This window comes from Mycolicibacter arupensis, from assembly GCF_002086515.1.
Lineage (GTDB): Bacteria > Actinomycetota > Actinomycetes > Mycobacteriales > Mycobacteriaceae > Mycobacterium > Mycobacterium arupense.
Window position 1 is genome coordinate 56,018 of sequence record NZ_MVHH01000017.1, and the last position, 17,122, is coordinate 73,139.

General features: G+C 65.1%; 14 protein-coding genes. 2 read left to right on the forward strand and 12 right to left on the reverse strand.

All coding sequences use genetic code 11. The features are described from left to right. Window positions 1-17: 17 nt before the first annotated feature. From BST15_RS21725 to BST15_RS10670, 10 genes are all read right to left on the reverse strand, one after another. Window positions 18-521 carry a hypothetical protein gene (locus BST15_RS21725; protein ID WP_133053193.1) on the reverse strand — a complete coding sequence of 168 codons (504 nt, stop codon included), beginning with the start codon at window positions 519-521 and terminating at the stop codon, window positions 18-20. Between the two features lie 57 nt (window positions 522-578). Continuing rightward, window positions 579-1,058 (reverse strand): DUF5994 family protein, encoded by a 480-nt coding sequence (locus BST15_RS10630; RefSeq protein WP_046190349.1) that lies wholly within the window; start codon window positions 1,056-1,058, stop codon window positions 579-581. Window positions 1,059-1,257: 199 nt separating this feature from the next. Beyond that, window positions 1,258-1,392, reverse strand: a complete 135-nt coding sequence (locus BST15_RS23260; protein ID WP_083070938.1) for a WS/DGAT domain-containing protein — start codon at window positions 1,390-1,392, stop codon at window positions 1,258-1,260. A gap of 46 nt (window positions 1,393-1,438) precedes the next feature. After that, window positions 1,439-1,771: a heavy-metal-associated domain-containing protein gene (locus tag BST15_RS10640; protein ID WP_131701211.1), complete on the reverse strand. Its 333-nt coding sequence runs from the start codon at window positions 1,769-1,771 to the stop codon at window positions 1,439-1,441. 36 nt (window positions 1,772-1,807) lie between these two features. Further along, a complete protein-coding gene (locus BST15_RS10645; RefSeq protein WP_046190347.1) occupies window positions 1,808-5,914 on the reverse strand; it encodes an AMP-binding protein in 4,107 nt (1,368 codons plus the stop codon). Next, window positions 5,901-6,158, reverse strand: a complete 258-nt coding sequence (locus tag BST15_RS10650; RefSeq protein ID WP_046190346.1) for an acyl carrier protein — start codon at window positions 6,156-6,158, stop codon at window positions 5,901-5,903. Before BST15_RS10650 ends, BST15_RS10645 begins: the two co-directional genes overlap by 14 nt. After that, complete coding sequence (gene fadD10 / locus BST15_RS10655) at window positions 6,139-7,692, reverse strand: fatty acid--CoA ligase FadD10 (RefSeq protein WP_046190345.1); 1,554 nt, start codon at window positions 7,690-7,692, stop codon at window positions 6,139-6,141. The genes BST15_RS10650 and fadD10 overlap by 20 nt, the downstream gene beginning before the upstream one ends. Before the next feature lie 16 nt (window positions 7,693-7,708). Next, the gene (locus BST15_RS10660) at window positions 7,709-8,239 is read right to left on the reverse strand and encodes an FcoT family thioesterase (protein ID WP_046190344.1); all 531 of its coding nucleotides are present in this window, start codon (window positions 8,237-8,239) and stop codon (window positions 7,709-7,711) included. Further along, window positions 8,236-9,105 carry a (3R)-3-[(carboxymethyl)amino]fatty acid oxygenase/decarboxylase gene (gene scoE, locus BST15_RS10665; protein ID WP_046190343.1) on the reverse strand — a complete coding sequence of 290 codons (870 nt, stop codon included), beginning with the start codon at window positions 9,103-9,105 and terminating at the stop codon, window positions 8,236-8,238. Before scoE ends, BST15_RS10660 begins: the two co-directional genes overlap by 4 nt. Before the next feature lie 19 nt (window positions 9,106-9,124). Then, window positions 9,125-10,534, reverse strand: a complete 1,410-nt coding sequence (locus tag BST15_RS10670) for a PPE family protein (protein ID WP_046190342.1) — start codon at window positions 10,532-10,534, stop codon at window positions 9,125-9,127. A 178-nt stretch (window positions 10,535-10,712) separates the two neighbouring features. Here BST15_RS10670 and BST15_RS10675 point away from each other — a divergent pair, with 178 nt between their 5' ends. Then, window positions 10,713-11,525, forward strand: a complete 813-nt coding sequence (locus BST15_RS10675; protein WP_046190341.1) for a class I SAM-dependent methyltransferase — start codon at window positions 10,713-10,715, stop codon at window positions 11,523-11,525. 98 nt (window positions 11,526-11,623) lie between these two features. Continuing rightward, window positions 11,624-12,535, forward strand: a complete 912-nt coding sequence (gene gjpA, locus BST15_RS10680; protein WP_046190340.1) for an outer membrane porin GjpA — start codon at window positions 11,624-11,626, stop codon at window positions 12,533-12,535. Between the two features lie 17 nt (window positions 12,536-12,552). Here the strand turns inward: gjpA and BST15_RS10685 are convergent, their stop codons facing one another. Both BST15_RS10685 and BST15_RS10690 read right to left on the reverse strand, forming a co-directional pair. After that, a complete protein-coding gene (locus BST15_RS10685; RefSeq protein ID WP_052751481.1) occupies window positions 12,553-15,405 on the reverse strand; it encodes an MMPL/RND family transporter in 2,853 nt (950 codons plus the stop codon). A 145-nt stretch (window positions 15,406-15,550) separates the two neighbouring features. Next, the gene (locus BST15_RS10690) at window positions 15,551-17,071 is read right to left on the reverse strand and encodes an HNH endonuclease signature motif containing protein (protein ID WP_046190338.1); all 1,521 of its coding nucleotides are present in this window, start codon (window positions 17,069-17,071) and stop codon (window positions 15,551-15,553) included. Window positions 17,072-17,122: the final 51 nt, after the last annotated feature.

Genomic DNA, 17,122 nt, shown 5'->3' on the forward strand with positions numbered 1-17,122 from the left:
CGGTTCGTCGTGCGCTCTTACTCCAGCCTGGGCGGCAACGGGCTGGAGCCCTGGGTGCTTTCTCGATGGGTAGGTCGTGAATGCGTAGGCGCTCGATGCCTGGCGCCGCCGGAACTATGCTCTGCTGCGGTGGCCTGCTGCCTGGCGAAGTTCACCAGATTGGTGACTTCAGTGCTGGTGGGAAGCCAGCCATCAGCCAGTCCGCTGGAAATGGCGGCAGAGATGGTGTGGTGATCCGGGGCGGAAAGCTCGGCGGTGAGTTCATCGACGATGTGCCATAGCCAGATGGCGCCAGTGTCGCTGTCCTTGTCGCGGAATGTCGTTGTCGGAGCCATCAGGGCCTCCGATGTTCTTGTTGGGTATTCACGTTCATTACCTTGCTGTTGTGTACGGGGCACAAAAGATCTTCGTGCCATGAGGAATTCAATGGCATGCACGGACGCTGCAACGGTTTCGGAATGCGTGCGCTGCATCTTCATGACAAGCGCGACATGTCCAATTCGCTCGCTGCATGCGGTCAAGTCATCGATGGGTGGCAGCGCAGTGCCCCGATTTCTGGGCCGTCCAGTAGTAAGTGGCTAACGGGGAAAGCCGCCCGCGGAAACCCATCGATTCTCCGCCTTTGCTCGTGCGCTGCGGGTTTCCCTTTCGCTGTCGCTGATCACGAGAAGTGCGTCGACACTCAAGTCGCTGCCGGGCTCAGCTGCACTCACCATCGTCGCGTGCGCCAGGTCAGGACTGGTGCGGGGCGGCACCACGAGCAGAACAATCCGGCTTCGGTCGGCACCGAAGACCTCCAGTGTGTTCACCGCCTGGCGTTCATAGCCGAACAGTCGAACTGCTCGCCCGTCGGCAATCAGTTGAGAAGGTGCTGGTGCCCATTCGCCTAGGTGGTACCGCACTCGGCGAATGATCCCTACTCGAGCCGACAACGCCGAGAGCAGGCCCGGGAGTTCGGTGGTCAGAGTGCCGCTCCAGGGCCACCAAGCCCCGTCGACATGTCGGGTCAGCGCCGTCCTCGGCTTCAGGAGCAACCGGGGGCGATGTTGCGGTGGCATGGGGTGTCGGCCCGTTGTTGAATGCGGCCTTAGCTGCGTCACTCGACGCTCCTGACTAGGCCGCGAATCGGCCGGTTACTTCACATCGGCGGCGATACAACCTAGAGCGGTCAGATGCGAAATACCGGCGACAACCTGATTGTACCCGTGTCTCGCCGATCGGCGCGGCCACGATCTGACGGAGCCGCCAATGCCGATCTCAGCCCCGGGAGGTGACTACTGGTCGAACTGAGCTGCGGCGTCCGTCGACCGGGATCGACAGCGCGTAGAGCTCGTCCAGGCGGTGCCCGTTCAAGTACAGCGGCACTCGAGACCCAGTCACGTTGGAGATCATCGCGTTTGGTGGTCGCCGTACGCTCCCGGTGGGTGTTGTTCGTCCCCTATCGAACAGTAAGGTCTTGGGTACGTCGGCTCTTGGACAGGAATCGAGCCAACCCGGCGATGCGCTTCACCGTCCCGCCGGCGATCTGGGGATCGGCTGCGGTGCGCGGGCGATCCGACCGCAGCTCAGCGTGGTAGCCGGCCTCTTCGATGGCCTCACACAGCTCGGCCACGCTGACCGTGGCGTCGGCGTCGATCGTGGCCGTGGCGCTCGGGAAGTCCGCCGAGGCCCGTACCCCGGTGATCGTGTTCAGTTTCAGCTCGATGTGCGCCGAGCACATCCGGCAGGTCATGCCCGTCACATCGAGTTGGATCCGTCGAATCTCGGTCAAGGCTTCTCCTTCGTCAGGCCCTCTGATCAGTGGTCGTCAGAAAGGGCCGTCCGGTTCCACACCACAACCGTGGGTCACCAGCTCGGCCAAGGCTGAATCCGGGGCCCACACTTCGGTCACCGCTTCGACCTGCAGATCCACGCTGGCGTGGCCGGCAAGGTACTGGGCGTAGGACCGTTCTCCCAGGCGCATGCCCAAGGTGAGCCACGCGTCGATGACGGCCCATCGACGGGGGTTGCCTCGGGCCCAGTCGCTGGAGTCCAGCTGCTGTTTCCACTGCTCGACATCGCTTTCGCGGGTTCCGAAGCCGGCCAGAAACGTCGCGTACTCCACAGGCGTTGCCCGCAGTGCGGTGACGGTGCGTCCCAGCGGCGCCGACACCATCCCCAGGATGGCCGCCGCCGCCGCTCGACTGCTGGTGACCTCCTCGGTCAGGTGCACGGCGGGGTGGGTGCCCAACGCGGTACAGGCGTCGGCGAGCGCGACCAAGATATCGGCCGATGCCCGCAGTTGGTGCGGTTCTCCCAACACCCGTGGCAGGCGAACCAGGGCGAAGGCCAACGGGCCGGCGCTGCGCGCGACGATCAGTTCGGCCAGCGCCTTGGAAGCCGCATAGGGGTACGGCGCCACCCGCGGATCGACGACCACCGATGTTGCCGGCTGCGGACTCACCACCGACGTCGACAGATGCACCAGACCGGCGCCGCGCTCCGCGCAGGCCGCAACGATGCCCGCCACCGCCTCCACGTTGGCTGGCCGAAGCTCCCGATACGGGACCACCACATTGGTGTTGCCGATGGCATTGACCACGGTCGCAGCGTCGCTGGCGCGGATCAACTCGGGGATCTGTTGGGGTGAGGTGTGTTCGATACGCACTCCGTGGATTCCGGCGAGAGCCCGCCACGGGCCACGTTCGGGCAGCGTTGCCGAGGTAGTGGCCAAGACCAGTTCCGAGTCGAATCCCTCAGCCCGCAGCTCCGTCACCGCTCGGGCAAAGCCGGTGCCCACGATGCCCGAAGCGCCGAGCACCACAACACTGCCGGAGCGCCGGGCCGTCGGGCCAGGCGCCGCGTGGGGCAGGATCGGGGCCAGGCTGGCGAGATCGGCCTCGATCTCGGCGGTGGTGGTCTCGTCCATCCCCATACCGTCGGTGTATTCAACTAACCGATCGGCGCTGTCCGCGCTGATCACGTCGAGCAGCGACAGGTGCCGTCCGAGGTAGCGGCGGGTGGCGGGCAGGATGCGGATCAGATCCAGCGAGCCGATTCCCTCGGCCAGCAGGGAGGAATCCGGGCTCAGATGGCGGTTCAGCTGCCGACTCCACAACTGCGCCAGGCCGCTCGCTTGGCCGGGTGCGGCGTCGCTGTCCTCGCGCCTGGGCCGGGGCAGCCGGCCGGAGTCCACCTTGCCCCCAGGCTTGCGGGGAATCTCCGGGACCGCCGAGATGGCGAATCCGGGAACGCGGGTGGCCAGCAGAACTGCGCGAATGCGTTGCTCGGCTGCAGGGTCGGGGGCTCCGGCACGGGTCAGGGCAGTGCTGAACCAGATCCCGAGCCGCGTGTCGTCGGGCTCGACGGCAACATCGCAGATCGAGGGATCCTCGGCGATCAGACGGGTGATCTCGGCGGTGTCGACGCGTCTGCCGGCGAGTTTGACCACGGCGTCCTTGCGGCCCGCGAACACGGGGAAGCCTTGATGATCCGATCGCACCCGATCGGCGGTGGCGAAGGCGCGTATCGGGGTGCCGTTGACGTCGGTGACCGTGCCGAAGGCGGTGCCGGATTGGCCCAGATAACCGCTGGACACCGTGTTTCCCACGATCACGACCTCGCCGAACGCGACGAACACCGAGTGCGGCGCGGCCGGCCTTCCCACGCGGTGCGGTCCCGCCGATCCGAGAGCAGCACCCGGACCACTCAGCGGTAGATAGGTCGCGACGACGGTGGTCTCGGTGGGGCCATAGCTGGAGACCAGCGAGATGTGCGACAGGTTCACCGCGGCAAGCCATTTCTGTACCGCTTGGGCGCGAACCGCCTCGCCGCCGATCACGATCTGGCGTACCTGCGATGCTGCCAGCGCAGCCAGCACCTCCGGTTGCTCGCAGCACAGATGCCACAGTGCGGTGGGTAGATCAAGGACCGTGGCCCGGTGGTGGTGCACGTCGTCACCGAGTTGTTCCAGGTTGCCGGTGCGTACCGCGGTCGAACGGATCAGGGTGGCGCCGCAGCGGGCGGCGCCGAAGATCTCTTCGACGCTGATGTCGGAGGTCAACGGCGCGTATTGCATCACGGTGTCGTGCGATGTCCAGCCGCAGGCATCGTGGTGCCCGTGGCAGAAAAGTGCCAGTGCGCCATGGGATATGGGAACCAGTTTGGGCACTCCGGTGGACCCAGAGGTGGGCATCACGTAGGCAAGGCTGTCTGCCAGATGGGGGTCGGCGGCGACGCTGCGGAGCCGGTCCGTGACCCCCTTTGGGGCGATCGGAAGTTCGGTGCCGGCCACATCGATCACCGGACAGGCCAATCCGGTATCGGCGGCGATCATGCGTGCGCGTTCGTCGAGCTCCGCGCTGGTATCGCAGACGCTGTATCCACAGCCGGCCAGGTGGCAGGCGACCAACAGGTCGACGGTCTTATCGGTGCGATCATCGGTGAACACCAGCACGGCCCCGGGTTCGATGCCGCTGTCGACCAGCCAGCCGATCCAGCCGTCGACGTGGCCGCGGTGCTGGCGCCACGCAGCTGTTTGGGCGACTGGGTCCAGAAACCATGCGGGGAAGCCGTTCTGGGCCAGATCGGGACCGGCATGGACCGGCCGGCAGGCGCCGTCGGGGCCGAGCTGCGACCAGTTGTCGACGCTGAGTGCGACGGGCTGCTCCCAATGGCCGGCGAATCTCCGTAGCGCCTGCGCTATCGGTCCGGCGAGTCGCGGCGTCGCGGGCGTGGACTCCGGTTCGCCGCCGCCCCAGATTGCCAGCTCAAGGACTCGGCGCTGCTCGTCATGAACAGCCGCCACGGTCGGACATTCGATCGGGCCGATGTCCGAGGTCTCCGGCGTTCCGATGAGAAACGGACGCAGTGCGGGAGCGCAGGGTTCCCGGAGAAAGTTCAGTGCCAACGCCTCTGTGGCAGAAGCGCGATGGACGGTCAGATAGATGCGGCGGTAGAGCTCTTCGCGGAACCAGCGCCGCCGCGCAGTTTTGACGTAACCACGATCTATCGCCTCTACGAGGTCCCGCACCGAGGCGAATGCCGGGAAACGCACGGACTGAGCCACCGAATTGACCAGGCAGGTGGCGACATCGAGAGCGGGCTCACCGAACCTGTTGTCCACAGCGTGCACGACCAGGGCCTCGGTGCTGTTCCGGCGGGCCGCGTCTACCGCAACCGCAGCGGCGGTCAGCAGGACCGGCAGCGGGATCTGCTGCAGCTCGACCAGGGCCATCAGCGCGTCGTAGTCGGCACCGTGGATCTGCACCGACTCGCGCAGAAACCCCCGGCGTGCGCTGCCGGCCGCGGCGCAGCTCTGCGTCTGCCCGCCGAGGTGAGCCCCGGTGGCGATCTCCCGTTGCACCACATCGGTGAGCTTCTGGTGTGCTGCGTGCACCTGGTCGATCTCGCGAAGGTGCGCCTGCGCCAGCCGATCCAGGCCGGTGGCTACGTCGGCCATCTCGATCACCGATGCCGAAAGGTAGCGGCCCAGATCTGCTTCGATCAGTCCGGTAGCACCGCCGTCGAGCAGAATATGGTGGGCGTGCACGTCCACAAGCGCAGCGTCGCCGGCAGTGTCGGTGTGCACGGTGTAGCGCACCAACGGGCGGCCCAGAATTCCCGAATCCCATTGGTGAATCAGTGGTTCGGAGCTGTTGGTGACCACGTGAACCAGGTCGTCCACGCTCAAACGCGGTACCAGTTCGGGGTAGGGTGCCTCGCCCTGATCCAGCACACACAACTGCACGGGGTTGTTTCTGATGGTGGCTGCCACCGCGGCGAGAAGACGCGCAAGAGGTAGGGGAGCCAGGCGATACGTGCGGCCGATCAGATACAGGCCCGCGTCGCTGTCCTGCAGTACCCCGCGATAGATGTTCTGCTGGGAGACGGCCAGCGGAATACGTCGTTCGGGGATCGAATCAGCAGTTCCCACCGGAATCCCTCAGTTGAGCGACCCAACCCGCGATCGACAGGTCCCCTGCCAGTCGCGCGGGCAACTCCGACTCGCGGTCCACCCCGAGCCTCGTCATCAGCAGCACGAAACGCACCGAATCCAGGCCCAGGTCACGCAGGTCGGTGGCGTCACCGTCGGTGAAGTCGTCTTCGTCGAGATAGAGGACATCGCAGATTGCGGCGAAGATCTTCTCCCGGACAGGATCACTCACGTTCACGTGCATCGATCGCCGCGGCCAGCGACGTGCGCATGACCTTGCCGGATTGAGTTCGGGGAATGCTGGTGACCAGGACGATGGTCGAGGGGCGGGCGGCGGACTCCACCTCGCTGCGGTAGCGGGCGGCGATGGACTGCTTGAGCGCGCGGACGCCTCGGTCATCCAGATCTTCGGCTGCGACCACAGCCAGGCCGACCAGCGCCCCGAACTCCGGGTCGGGAATCTCGTAGCAGGCAGCATCCCGAACTCCGGGGACCGCCTCGGCCACCCTGTCGACCTCGTCGGGAGCCACATTCACGCCACCGCAGATGATCATCTCCGACGCCCGTCCCCGAATGTAGAAGAGTCCATCACTGCCCGCGTCGAGAAGATCGCCGGTGTTGACCCAGCCGTCGTGCAGCGTTTCCGCGGTCCGTTCCGGATTGTTCCAGTACTCCAGCATGTTGGCGGGTGACTTGATCCACAACGTGCCCGAAGAGGCCGGGGTGCCGCCGGGGCCGCTGCCGTCACCATCGAGATGAACCTGAACACCGGGATACGGTCGACCGACCGCGCCCGCTTCGATAGCTGCGAGCGAATCAGGTCCAGTCGGTAGACACAGTGCCGTGCAACCGGTTTCGCTCAGTCCGTAGACCTGCGCAGTCCGTACCCCCGCGGCTTCGACGTAACGCACATCCGAGGCGATGGCACGCGATCCGCCGTATCCCAGAAACCGCAACGATGCGGGCACCGCGGCGCCCGAAGCCTTCAGTTCTGCCACCAGGCGCGACAGCAGTGTGGGGACCAGGCAGACAGTCGCGACCTCATGGACGGTCAGAAGTTCCAGCAGCGAGGCACCGGTCTCGCCGCCGGTGACGCATCGTCCGCCGTGCATCAGACAGTTCAGAATCCACCACAGCCCGCCGATGTGTGTTGCCGGCAAAGGTGAATAGGCGACTTCGCCGTCGACCCAATCTATCCACGTCAGACCGGTCTCGCGCAGAATGTCGGCGACGGCGTAGAAGGTCCGGTTGGCCAGCAGAACGGCCTTGGGCTCGCCGGTGGTGCCGCTGGTGAAGATCATCGCCAGCGGGTCATCGGCGCGGCCGGTCGGAGTCGGGAGGGCGGCCACGGTGGCCGTGTCGAAGCTGCCTTCGGCGGGCAGCAGCGGTATCGACGCAAGGTGAGTCGTCGGATCTGTGAGGCAGAGCCGGGAGCCGGCGGTGCGCACGACTGCGGCGGGCTCGGTGAGGTGTGCAAACCGTTCGACCGTGGCCAGCGGAAGGTTGCCGTCGACGAGGACGGCGATGGCGCCCAGTCGTGCGCAGGCGAGCACCGATAGGTAGGTCTGGGGTCCGTTGTCGGAGATGACGAGCACTCGAGAGCCCGGCGAGACACCTTGCTGGTGCAGAGCAGCGGCCAGGTGTTCCCACCCGGTTGCCAACTCGCGGTAGCTCAGCGGATCACCTCCGTCGCAACGGCGTAGCGCGATCGCATCAGGGGTTTGATGTACGTGTTCGAGGATGCGTTCCAGCACGGATGAGGGTGCCTGCCCGGTCATGTCAGCGACTCTATTCCTATTGGCAGCCGGGAATGTTGAGGGCAGCGAGCTCGAATTCGCCATAGGCGGAGCCGCCCTGGGCATCCCAGAACTCGATGGCGCACGGCACGCGCAGGTAGCGCACGGTGCGTTGCACGATCTCGAAGTTGCGGCATTCCAGTCGAGCGCTGAATTTGGTGGCGTCGATCGGCCGCTTGAACCTCGATGACGAGGTCCTGATGAACATGCTCGAGAGCTGGTGTTTGTAGTAGTCTTCCAGCCCCCAGCCGTGAAAGGCCGGGATGACGCCGTCTCCAATTGCAGGGGCGAAGGCGCTGTAGGCGAGCTGATTGAAGCACAGCACCAATTCGACGGCGTTGAAATGCCCGGTGCTGCGGATATAGGCCGATTCGGTGATGGCGAAATTGCCCTCGGCTACCACGGTATTGGCACTCGCCTGCGCCACCGCATTGATGAGATACCGGCATCCTTTGTAGGTGTAGGGCTCCAGCACGGCTGCCAGCACGTCCTCGGCGATTTCAGCTGGGGAGCTCAAGCTGGTGCTCATGCTGCGTATCCCGGGGTCTCGAGTCCATCGAGCATGGTCAGCCGGTAGGTGGTCAAAGTACCCTCGGAGCTTCCGTGCTTAGCGCGGTGCATCAGAACTCGGTTGTCCCACAAGATAATATCTCCGACTTCATAGTGTTGAGTGTGGATGAACGGGTGCGTGAAATCTGGGTCGAGTTGTCCGGTCGCCGCCATGAGTTGCTGCAGGATCTCCGGATCGAGCACTCGGCCGTCGTGTCCCTCAATGCGTGTGGTCCCCGACGCGCAGATATACAGAATCTCCTCCCCGGTCTGCGGGTGCCTAATGACGGTGGGCCACTTGATCGGAGGGGTGGTCCGGCTTATCTCGTCCCACACTTCTCCGATAGGCCGGTAGACATCGTCGGGGCGGATCTTGATGTGCCGCCGCGGATCATGGGTACTCAATGTTTCGCGCGCGGCTTCCTGCAGGGCGGGCGGCACTGACTTCCAGGCCCGGTGCAGGTCGATGAAATAGGTCCCTCGGTCGGGTCCGGGCACGCTGAGGGGCAGCACCATCGAGAACGCAAACGGCTCCGGCATGAACATGTAGTCGATATGCCAGAAGGCGCCGGTCCGGGGAACCCCCTGGTGCTCTTCGGTGGAGGAGACGAAGATGTCCGGAAAATCCTGGTGGTGATACATGGATTCGTAGTAGGGCACGACATCGCCGACTATCCGGCCCAGCTGGAGGTACTCCTGCGGCGATGGGTGAACGCCTTTGAGGATCACCAATTTGTTGGTGTAGACGATCTCGCGGATCTCTTCTCGGGTGATGGCACCAAGGTTCTTCGGGTCGACCCCGGTGACCTGTGCTCCAAGTCCGGTGCCCGTGACGGTCAGCGTCATCGGCGCATGCCTTCGCTACTCATGTTTCTTCTTCCCCATCCATCAGTTGTGTCAATTGCTCGACCTGGTCAGTGGCTAGCCAGCTGGTCGGCAGCAGTGGAACCAGCCGGGTGTGGTCCTTGTCGGTGCGGCCCGCGAGCCCCGTCGCCCGAGTAGACGGGACTGCTGCCGGGATGGCGTCAGGTGGTGCCGCGACCACCGTCTCCGTCGCCTGCAGAAATTCGTAGCGGTAGGCGTGCATACGTGCCCGGTCTCGACTTCGCCGGATGCGCTGGCTACGAATCTGGGTGGTGGCCGGCACCTCAGCGGTGGCGCGGCGTACAGCGACGGCGGTCTCGGATGCGGGCATGCCCGTTGTGGGACCGGACCTGACGCCAGGCGGTCCCCATCCGGAGACGAGGTAGCCCAGAATTGCCCCGACACCCTCGACGCTCGGTGTGACGGGTGCGTTGATGGTCGCAGGGCTGGCGGTGGTGGCGGCACCGGCAGAAGTGCCGGCCGCAGCAGGCGGGGCCACCGCCATCGCAGCGGGGAGGTCCGGGCCTGCTTCACCGACCGACGCGGCAACGAGGTCAGGCAGTTGGTCGGCCGTGACCTGCTGACTGAGCAGCAGGGGTAGCAACTTCAAGGCGCTCAGCGCGCTCAGGGCTGGTGCGAAGAACGGCAGCAGGAGCAGCCCGTACGACGCGTAGTAGGGGTACCACAACACGTCGTAGGCAATCAGTGCGACCACTGCCAGGAACCCTGCGATCACCGGATTGAAGCCGAGGTTTTCGAAGAACTTCTCGAACAGGCGCAGCAGCTCCTCGATCTGTCCCGAAGCGCCGAGTAGGTCGGCGAGCTGGCGGGTGAGGTCTTGTAGCCAACCGCCCTCGGCTGCGCTCGCGTTTTCGGTGGCAGCTGCCGGGTTGGCAACGATAGCTGGGGCCGGTGGAATGTGCGGGGCTGCTGCGAGGGCGGCGGTGGCGGTGCCGTGATACACGGTCATCGTCTCGGCTGCCTGCACCCACATGCGCGTGTAGTCGGCCTCGTTGGCGGCGATGGGGACGGTGTTGACGCCGAAGAAGTTGGTGGCGAGCAGTACCGCGTGGATCGCGTGATTGGCGCCCAGCTCTTCGAGGCTGGGCATGGCGGCCAATGCCCCGCTGTATGCCCAGGCAGCCGTCTGGTGCTGTGCTGCGGTCGTGGCACTGGCGGCGGCAGCCTGTTGCAGCCAGGTCAGATAGGGCGTGTGGGCGGCCAGGTATTCGCTCGCGCTGGGGCCTCGCCATTGGCTGGTCGCGACCGTGCCCAGTACCCGGGTAAGTTCAGCGGCGGTGTCCTCGTAGACGATGCTGAGCTGTTGCCATTGCTCGGCGGCTGCTAACAGGGACCCCGGCCCTGGGCCGCTGGAAAGCATTGCGGAATGAATCTCTGGAGGTGTCGCCATCCAGATCGGGGCGGTCAGGATGGCACCTCCTCGGATTGTTTCGGACTGCGCGGAATGACGAGCGCGGACCTATCCCCGCCAACGAGGTGGTCGGACATAACAATCAAAAAGTTCCGGCCGGTCGCGGTTATGTTTCTCGCACCGGGCCCACGTCACGCGGCGGGTACGGTCTGAAGGCGTGCCTGTCATTGACGCCCGCCATCTCGAGGGGATATCGGAGACCGCGTTACTCACCTTGTATCAGCGGGCGGTCGAGGCGCAGCGGCCCGACGGGGTCATCGAGGATCCGATGGCTATCGAACTGCTGCACAGCCTCGAATACGACTACGCCGACTTCGGCAGGACCCACCAAGCCACCGCACTGCGGGCGCTGGTGTTCGACCAGGCCACCCGCGAATACCTGACGCTATATCCCCGCGCGACTGTCGTGGCCCTCGCGGAGGGCTTGCAGACCAGCTTCTGGCGGGTCGACAACGGCCAGCTGAGCTGGCTTTCGGTGGATCTGGAGCCTGTCATCGCGCTGCGTCGCCGGTTGCTCCCGACGTCAGATAGGCAGCGTTGCTGCGCCCAGTCGGCATTGGACTACTCGTGGATGGAGCAGGTCGACGACTCCGCGGGAGTTTTGATCACCGCCGAGGGGTTGCTGCAATATTTGGATCGCGACGAGGTGTTCGCGCTGTTTGCCGCCTGCGCCGAGCGGTTTCCCGGCGGCCGGATGATCTTCGACAGCGTCCCCAAGTTGTTGAGCCGCTACTCACGTTCGCGTAGGGGGCTCAAGCTCACCCCGAACTACACGGCGCCGCCAATGCCGTTCTGGTTCACGGCCAAGGACTACGACGCGCTGCGTGCGGTGCCCGGTGTGCGAGCCGTCTCTGAGCTCGGCGTTCCGGCTGGGCGAGGCAAGGTGCTCGGTAAGGCACTTGCGGCGGTCTACCGGTCTCAGGTCCTGAGTCGATTCCGTGCCCCGACCAACGTGGTGGAATTCGGCTGAGCTCCTTGCGGGATGTGATTGCGAGCACACAATCCGGGCTCTTCGGAATTTCTAGCGGAAGTCAGGAACTTTTTTCAGATCGGCTCGACTTCTTAGGCATGACACAGTTACTCCACTCTCAGGTCGGCACGGCAGGTCTCAATCGGGGCGTCGCGGCCGCCGGGGCGGCCTTAGTCGCCGCCGGAATGCTCGCGGCGAGCCCCGCGGTCCCCGCGCTGCCTATCATCACGACAGCGCCGCCGGTGCAACTCGCCGCTTCGATCGACCCGTTCGGGCCGTGGGTGGATGTCTTCAACACGACAGTGGCCAACGGGGCGCTGGTCTTTGACGCCGTGAAGGACGCACTCGCCGGGTTCGCCGACACGCTGGAAGGCCAGTTCGCCGCCGCGACGTTCATCGGTGTGGACGTGGCGACGCCCGAGGGCTCGGACTTGGCCGCTCAGACCTTGGACTGGAATCACTTGTGGGCACTGCAGTACCTGTCGGGGATGGACTTCGGTATGGGCATCCCGCAGATCGAACCGGTGGAACCCGCGGCGACATTGCTGACGCTGCTGTCCTCGCCTATGAGCGGTGTTCTGATGGGTCTGGTGGGCCCGCTGTTCAGCCCCGGAGTGGAACTGTTCAACAACATCGGGTCGATCTTCGACAATCTCGGTGGTGGTGACTTCGAGGCGGCGTTGCAGGACCTGCTGGCCGTTCCCGCCAACGTCGTGGGCGCGTTCTTCAACGGGGCCACCTTGAACCTCGACGCGTTGGTACCCCTGTTGAACGACGTTCTGCAGGTCCCCGAGGGCAACGCGGTCCTGGGCGCCAGCTTCGACTTCGGTGGCCTGTTCACGCCCGGAGAGACCGATGCCGGCAACGTCGGTGGTTCGATCTTCAACTCCCTGGGTCTGGACCTGCAGATGATGGGGATGGGAATGCCGTACTCGGCCCCGGGTGAGGGCGTTGGCCTGATCGCCTCGTTGGTCAACCTGGTGGAGATGTTCGCCGCCGGAATGGGCTGACGCGAAAGCAGTTTCGCTCAGTGAGTCCCGAAAGCGGGCGCCTCCTGCGGGAGGCGCCCGCTTTCGGCTTTCCGGACGGGACGCGGACGAACCCGCTGCGGCCACCAGAACCACTTACCGAGCAGGGCTGCCAGAGAAGGCATCACGAACGAGCGAATCACCAAGGTGTCGAAGAGCAGCCCAATAGCGATCGTCGTTCCGATCTGTGCCACCACCGTCAGATCACTGACGGCCATCGACAGCATCGTCAGGGCGAACACCACGCCGGCCGAGGTCACCACCGAGCCAGTGCCGCCCATCGCCCGGATGATTCCGGTGTTCAGCCCGGCGTGGATCTCCTCTTTGAACCTCGCCACCAACAGCAGGTTGTAGTCCGAGCCGACGGCCAGCAGGATGATCAGCGACATCGCCATCACCATGAAGTGCAGCTCCAAGCCGATGATGTGCTGCCACAACAGGATCGACAGGCCAAAAGACGCCGCCAGCGACGCCAGCACGGTGCCGACGATCACCGCGGCGGCGATCACGCTTCTGGTGATGACCAGCATGATGATGAAGATCAGGCACAGTGCGGCGATCCCCACTGCCAGCAGGTCGTAGTTGTTGCCCTGCTGCATGTCCTTGAACACCGATGCCGTACCGCCGACGTAGATCTTTGACCCCTCCAGCGGCGTGCCCTTCATGGCCTCCTTGGCGGCGTGCTTGATGCCGTCGACGTGTTTGATCCCTTCCGGTGTCAGGGGATCACCGTCATGGGTGACGATGAACCGGACGGCGTGGCCGTCGGGTGACACGAAGACTTTCACGCCGCGCTGGAACTCCTGGTTGTCGAACACCTCCGGCGGCAGGTAGAACGTGTCGTCGTTTCTGGAGTCGTTGAATGCGGTGCCCATGGCCGACTGGTTGTCCAGCATGACCGCGGTCTGGTCCAGCAGGCCGTTCTGTGCGGAATACAGGGACAGCATGGTCGACTTCGTCGACGTCAGTGCCTGAATCTGTCCGGGCAACTGCTCGATCATTTGCGGCACCAGCGCGTCGAGCCGATCAAGTTCGGGCAGCAGCAGAGAGATGTCGCCGGTCAACACGTCGGCACCGTCGAGGGCATCGAAAACCGATCGCAGAGACCAGCATGCCGGGATGTCGAAACAATGGGGTTCCCAGTACAGGTAACTGCGCAGCGGTCGCATGAAATCGTCGAAGTCGGCGAGGTGGTCGCGCAACTCCGCGGTGTCGTCGGCCAATTGGTGTGTCTTGCTGACCATGCTGTGGGTGGTGGCGCTCATCTCGGTCATCAACTGCTGCATCTGCTGCATGGTGTCGATGCTGCGCTGGAGGTCTTCGGCGCTCGTGCGAAACTCACCCATCCGGTCCCGCAGGTAGCCCTGATTGAGAACCTGCAGGGTGCCCTGAAGGCTCAGCTGAGCTGGAAGCGTGCTGAACTTCAGCGGGGTGCCATCTGGCCGGGTGATCGTCTGCACCCGGCTTATCCCCGGTTGCCGCACAACAGCCTTGGCGATCTTGTCGATCACCAGGAAGTCCGCCGGATTGCGCAGATCCCGATCTGTCTCCACCAGCAAGACCTCGGGATTCATCCGCGCGGTGGAGAAGTGCTGCTCGGCGGCCGCATAGCCGGCGGTGGAAGGCAGGTCTGCAGGTAGGTACCGCCGTTCGTTGTAGCTGGTGCGGTAGCCCGCCACGGCGACCAGACCGATCAGGGTCAGCGCCATGCTCGCTACCAATACCGGCGCCGGCCAGCGGACGATCACCGCGCCGAGTTTGCGCCAGCCGCGAATCCGCATCGCCCGCTTGGGTTCCAGCAGCCCTCGCCGACTGGCGACGGTGATGATCGCCGGACCGAGGGTCAACGCCACCAGCATGGCGACGACCATGCCGGCGGCTAGGGGGATGCCGAGCGTCTGAAAGTAGGGGAGCCGCGTGAAGTGCAGACAGAAGGTGGCGCCGGCGATCGTCGATCCCGATGCCAAGATCACGTGCGCGGTGCCGTCGAACATGGTGTGGTACGCCGTCTCGCGGTCTTCACCTGCGGTGCGGGCCTCTTGATAGCGGCCGACCAGAACGATCGCGTAGTCGGTGGCGGCGGCTATGGCCAAGGTGACCAGAAGGTTGGTCGCGAAGGTGGTCAGGCCGATGAGATGGAAGTACGCGAGCCAGGCCACCACGCCGCGCGCCGCGGCGAGCGCGAGAAACACCAGCGCCAACACAATCAGGCCGGTGCTCACTGACCGGTACACCAAGAGAATCATCGCGGTGATCACCAGGAAGGTGAGACCGACGATCACTTGCGCGCTGTGGTCCCCAACCACTTGTTCGTCGGCGGCCAGTGCGGCCGGTCCGGTGATGTAGGTGGTGATCTCCGGCGGGGCGGGCACTTCGGCGACGAGGTTGCGGACCGCCTCCAGCGATTCGTTCGCCAGCGTCTCGCCCTGATTTCCGGCCAGGTAGACCTGCACATAGGCGGCCCTGCCGTCATTGCTCTGCGCCCCGGCGGCGGTCAGCGGATCACCCCAGAAGTCTTGGACGTGCTCGACATGCGTGGTGTCGGCGCTGAGTCTGCCGATCAGGGTGTCGTAGTAGCGGTGTGCGTCATCGCCGAGTGGCTGTTGGCTCTCGAGCAGGATCATCGCGGAACTGTCGGAGGTGTACTCGTCGAACACCTGGCCCACCCGCTTCATCGCGGTCACCGACGACGCAAAGTCGGGGCTCATGGGCACCGAGCGCATCTGGCCCACGACTTCCAGTGGCGGCACCGCGGTGCTCAGCACGACGACGACGGCAATCCATCCCAGAATGATCGGGATGGCCAGGCGCCGAATCCAGGTCGCGACGCCGGAGCGTTCTGCCTGCCTCACGAGGGCATCATGGATCGCCGATACGGTTCAGGGGCCCGGGGGTTGACGCAAATCATCGCCTAATGAGTCGGATGAGGCGTAGGGAAAGTTCCCTCGCCTGGACGGATTGCGTCAGCGGCTTCGCGGGTCTCTCGGGACGAGCCAGCTAGAAGGGTGGTGGGTCGTCGTCGGCGTTGGCGATCTTGGGGAACCAGACCGCTTCGAATGCGGCGCGTCGTGCTCGGCGGGCTTTGCGGTTCTGGTTGCGTTCGGTAGCGGTGCGCGTTGCGCGTTGTTGGGCGCGGGTGCGTCGGCGGCGGGGCATCATCGCGGTGCGGTCACCGCGGCGGTCATCGGCGCCTCGCTGGGGTGCCGGCAGGTCCCCGGTGGGCACACACAGGCGGGGAAACAACAGGGCACTGCCGGGGGTGGTGACGTAGGTCTGCCCCGAGGGTGAAGTCAGGATCAGGGTGCCATCGGGTAGCTGCTGGTCGTGCCAGCCCCAAAACGTCTTCACCAAATGATGTGTGCGGCAGTAGCATTTGAGGTTCGAGGCGTGGGTGTGACCGCCCTGCGCGCGGGGAATCGTATGGTCGAGGTCGCAGTCGAGCGCCGGACGGTCACACCCTGGCCAGCGGCACGTCAGATCCCGGCACCGCACAAAATCAGCCAGCGCCTTCGAGGGCACATAGCCCGGCTCCGGTGGGGCATCGGATGGATGGGTCAGCGCCACCAAGCGGGCCGAGGTGGCCAGCTCGGCGATCAACTCCGGCGGGATCAATCCATCAGCTTCGACCAACGAGCCCGGCACATCCCCGGTCCCCTCGACGGTGGCCTGCTCAGCGATCACATGCAGTACCACCGGCGTCGCAGCCGGGCGCCCACCGGCGGCACAGTCGGGCCGCCCGCACTGACAGCCCAGCCGATCGGCCCGAGCCGCCAACGCCCCCAGCGCATCGGCCCGACGCTGATCCCGAGTGCGTGGGTCATGCTCACAGACCGTGGCCGCCAACGCATCCAGCGCCTGATCCACCGCGCGAGCATCCGTGGCGAACATGCTGCCGCGGATCTCTGAAACCCCACCCTCCACATAGTCCTGAATCAAGATCTCGCGTTCGCCCTGGCGTTCCTTGCGTCGCCGCAGCGCATCCGCATCAGCTTTTGCCACGATCCTGTCGATACGACCCGCCAACCGGGCCATGGTCAGCGACGGCCAACGCAGCACCTCGGCCGCCAATCGGCGATCCACCGCGGCCAACACCTCACCATCGGTGATCAGACCGGTGCGGTAAACCATGGTCTGGAACAGTCGCATGTCGATATCACCGGCCTGGAATACCTCCGCCACCTGGGGCAATTGCTCACGCATCGCCCGGGCATACCGCAACCGACTGCCCGCGAGCCCCTGGCTGATCCGCAACGCCGCGGCCACTTCGGCAGCCACCGCCGCCTCGGTGTCCACCGCCCACTGCGCCGTCTCACCACTGCGGCTCAACCGCAGCGCAAACAACTCCCCAATCGCCACCAGCTGGGCCGCCGCAGCTCGATTCTCCGCCCGAGCCGATACGCAAATCCGCTCCACCAACGCAGCAGACTCCGGCGTGACCGAAGGATAGCGCCGCTCAAACCGCTCACCGAGCCGGGCCAGCGACTCCGGAGACGGAACCCGCGACCCTTGATCGAACATATGTTCCCTTGGGTTGGACGTGTATCTGGCGGTTATGAGCTGGGGGTGTGC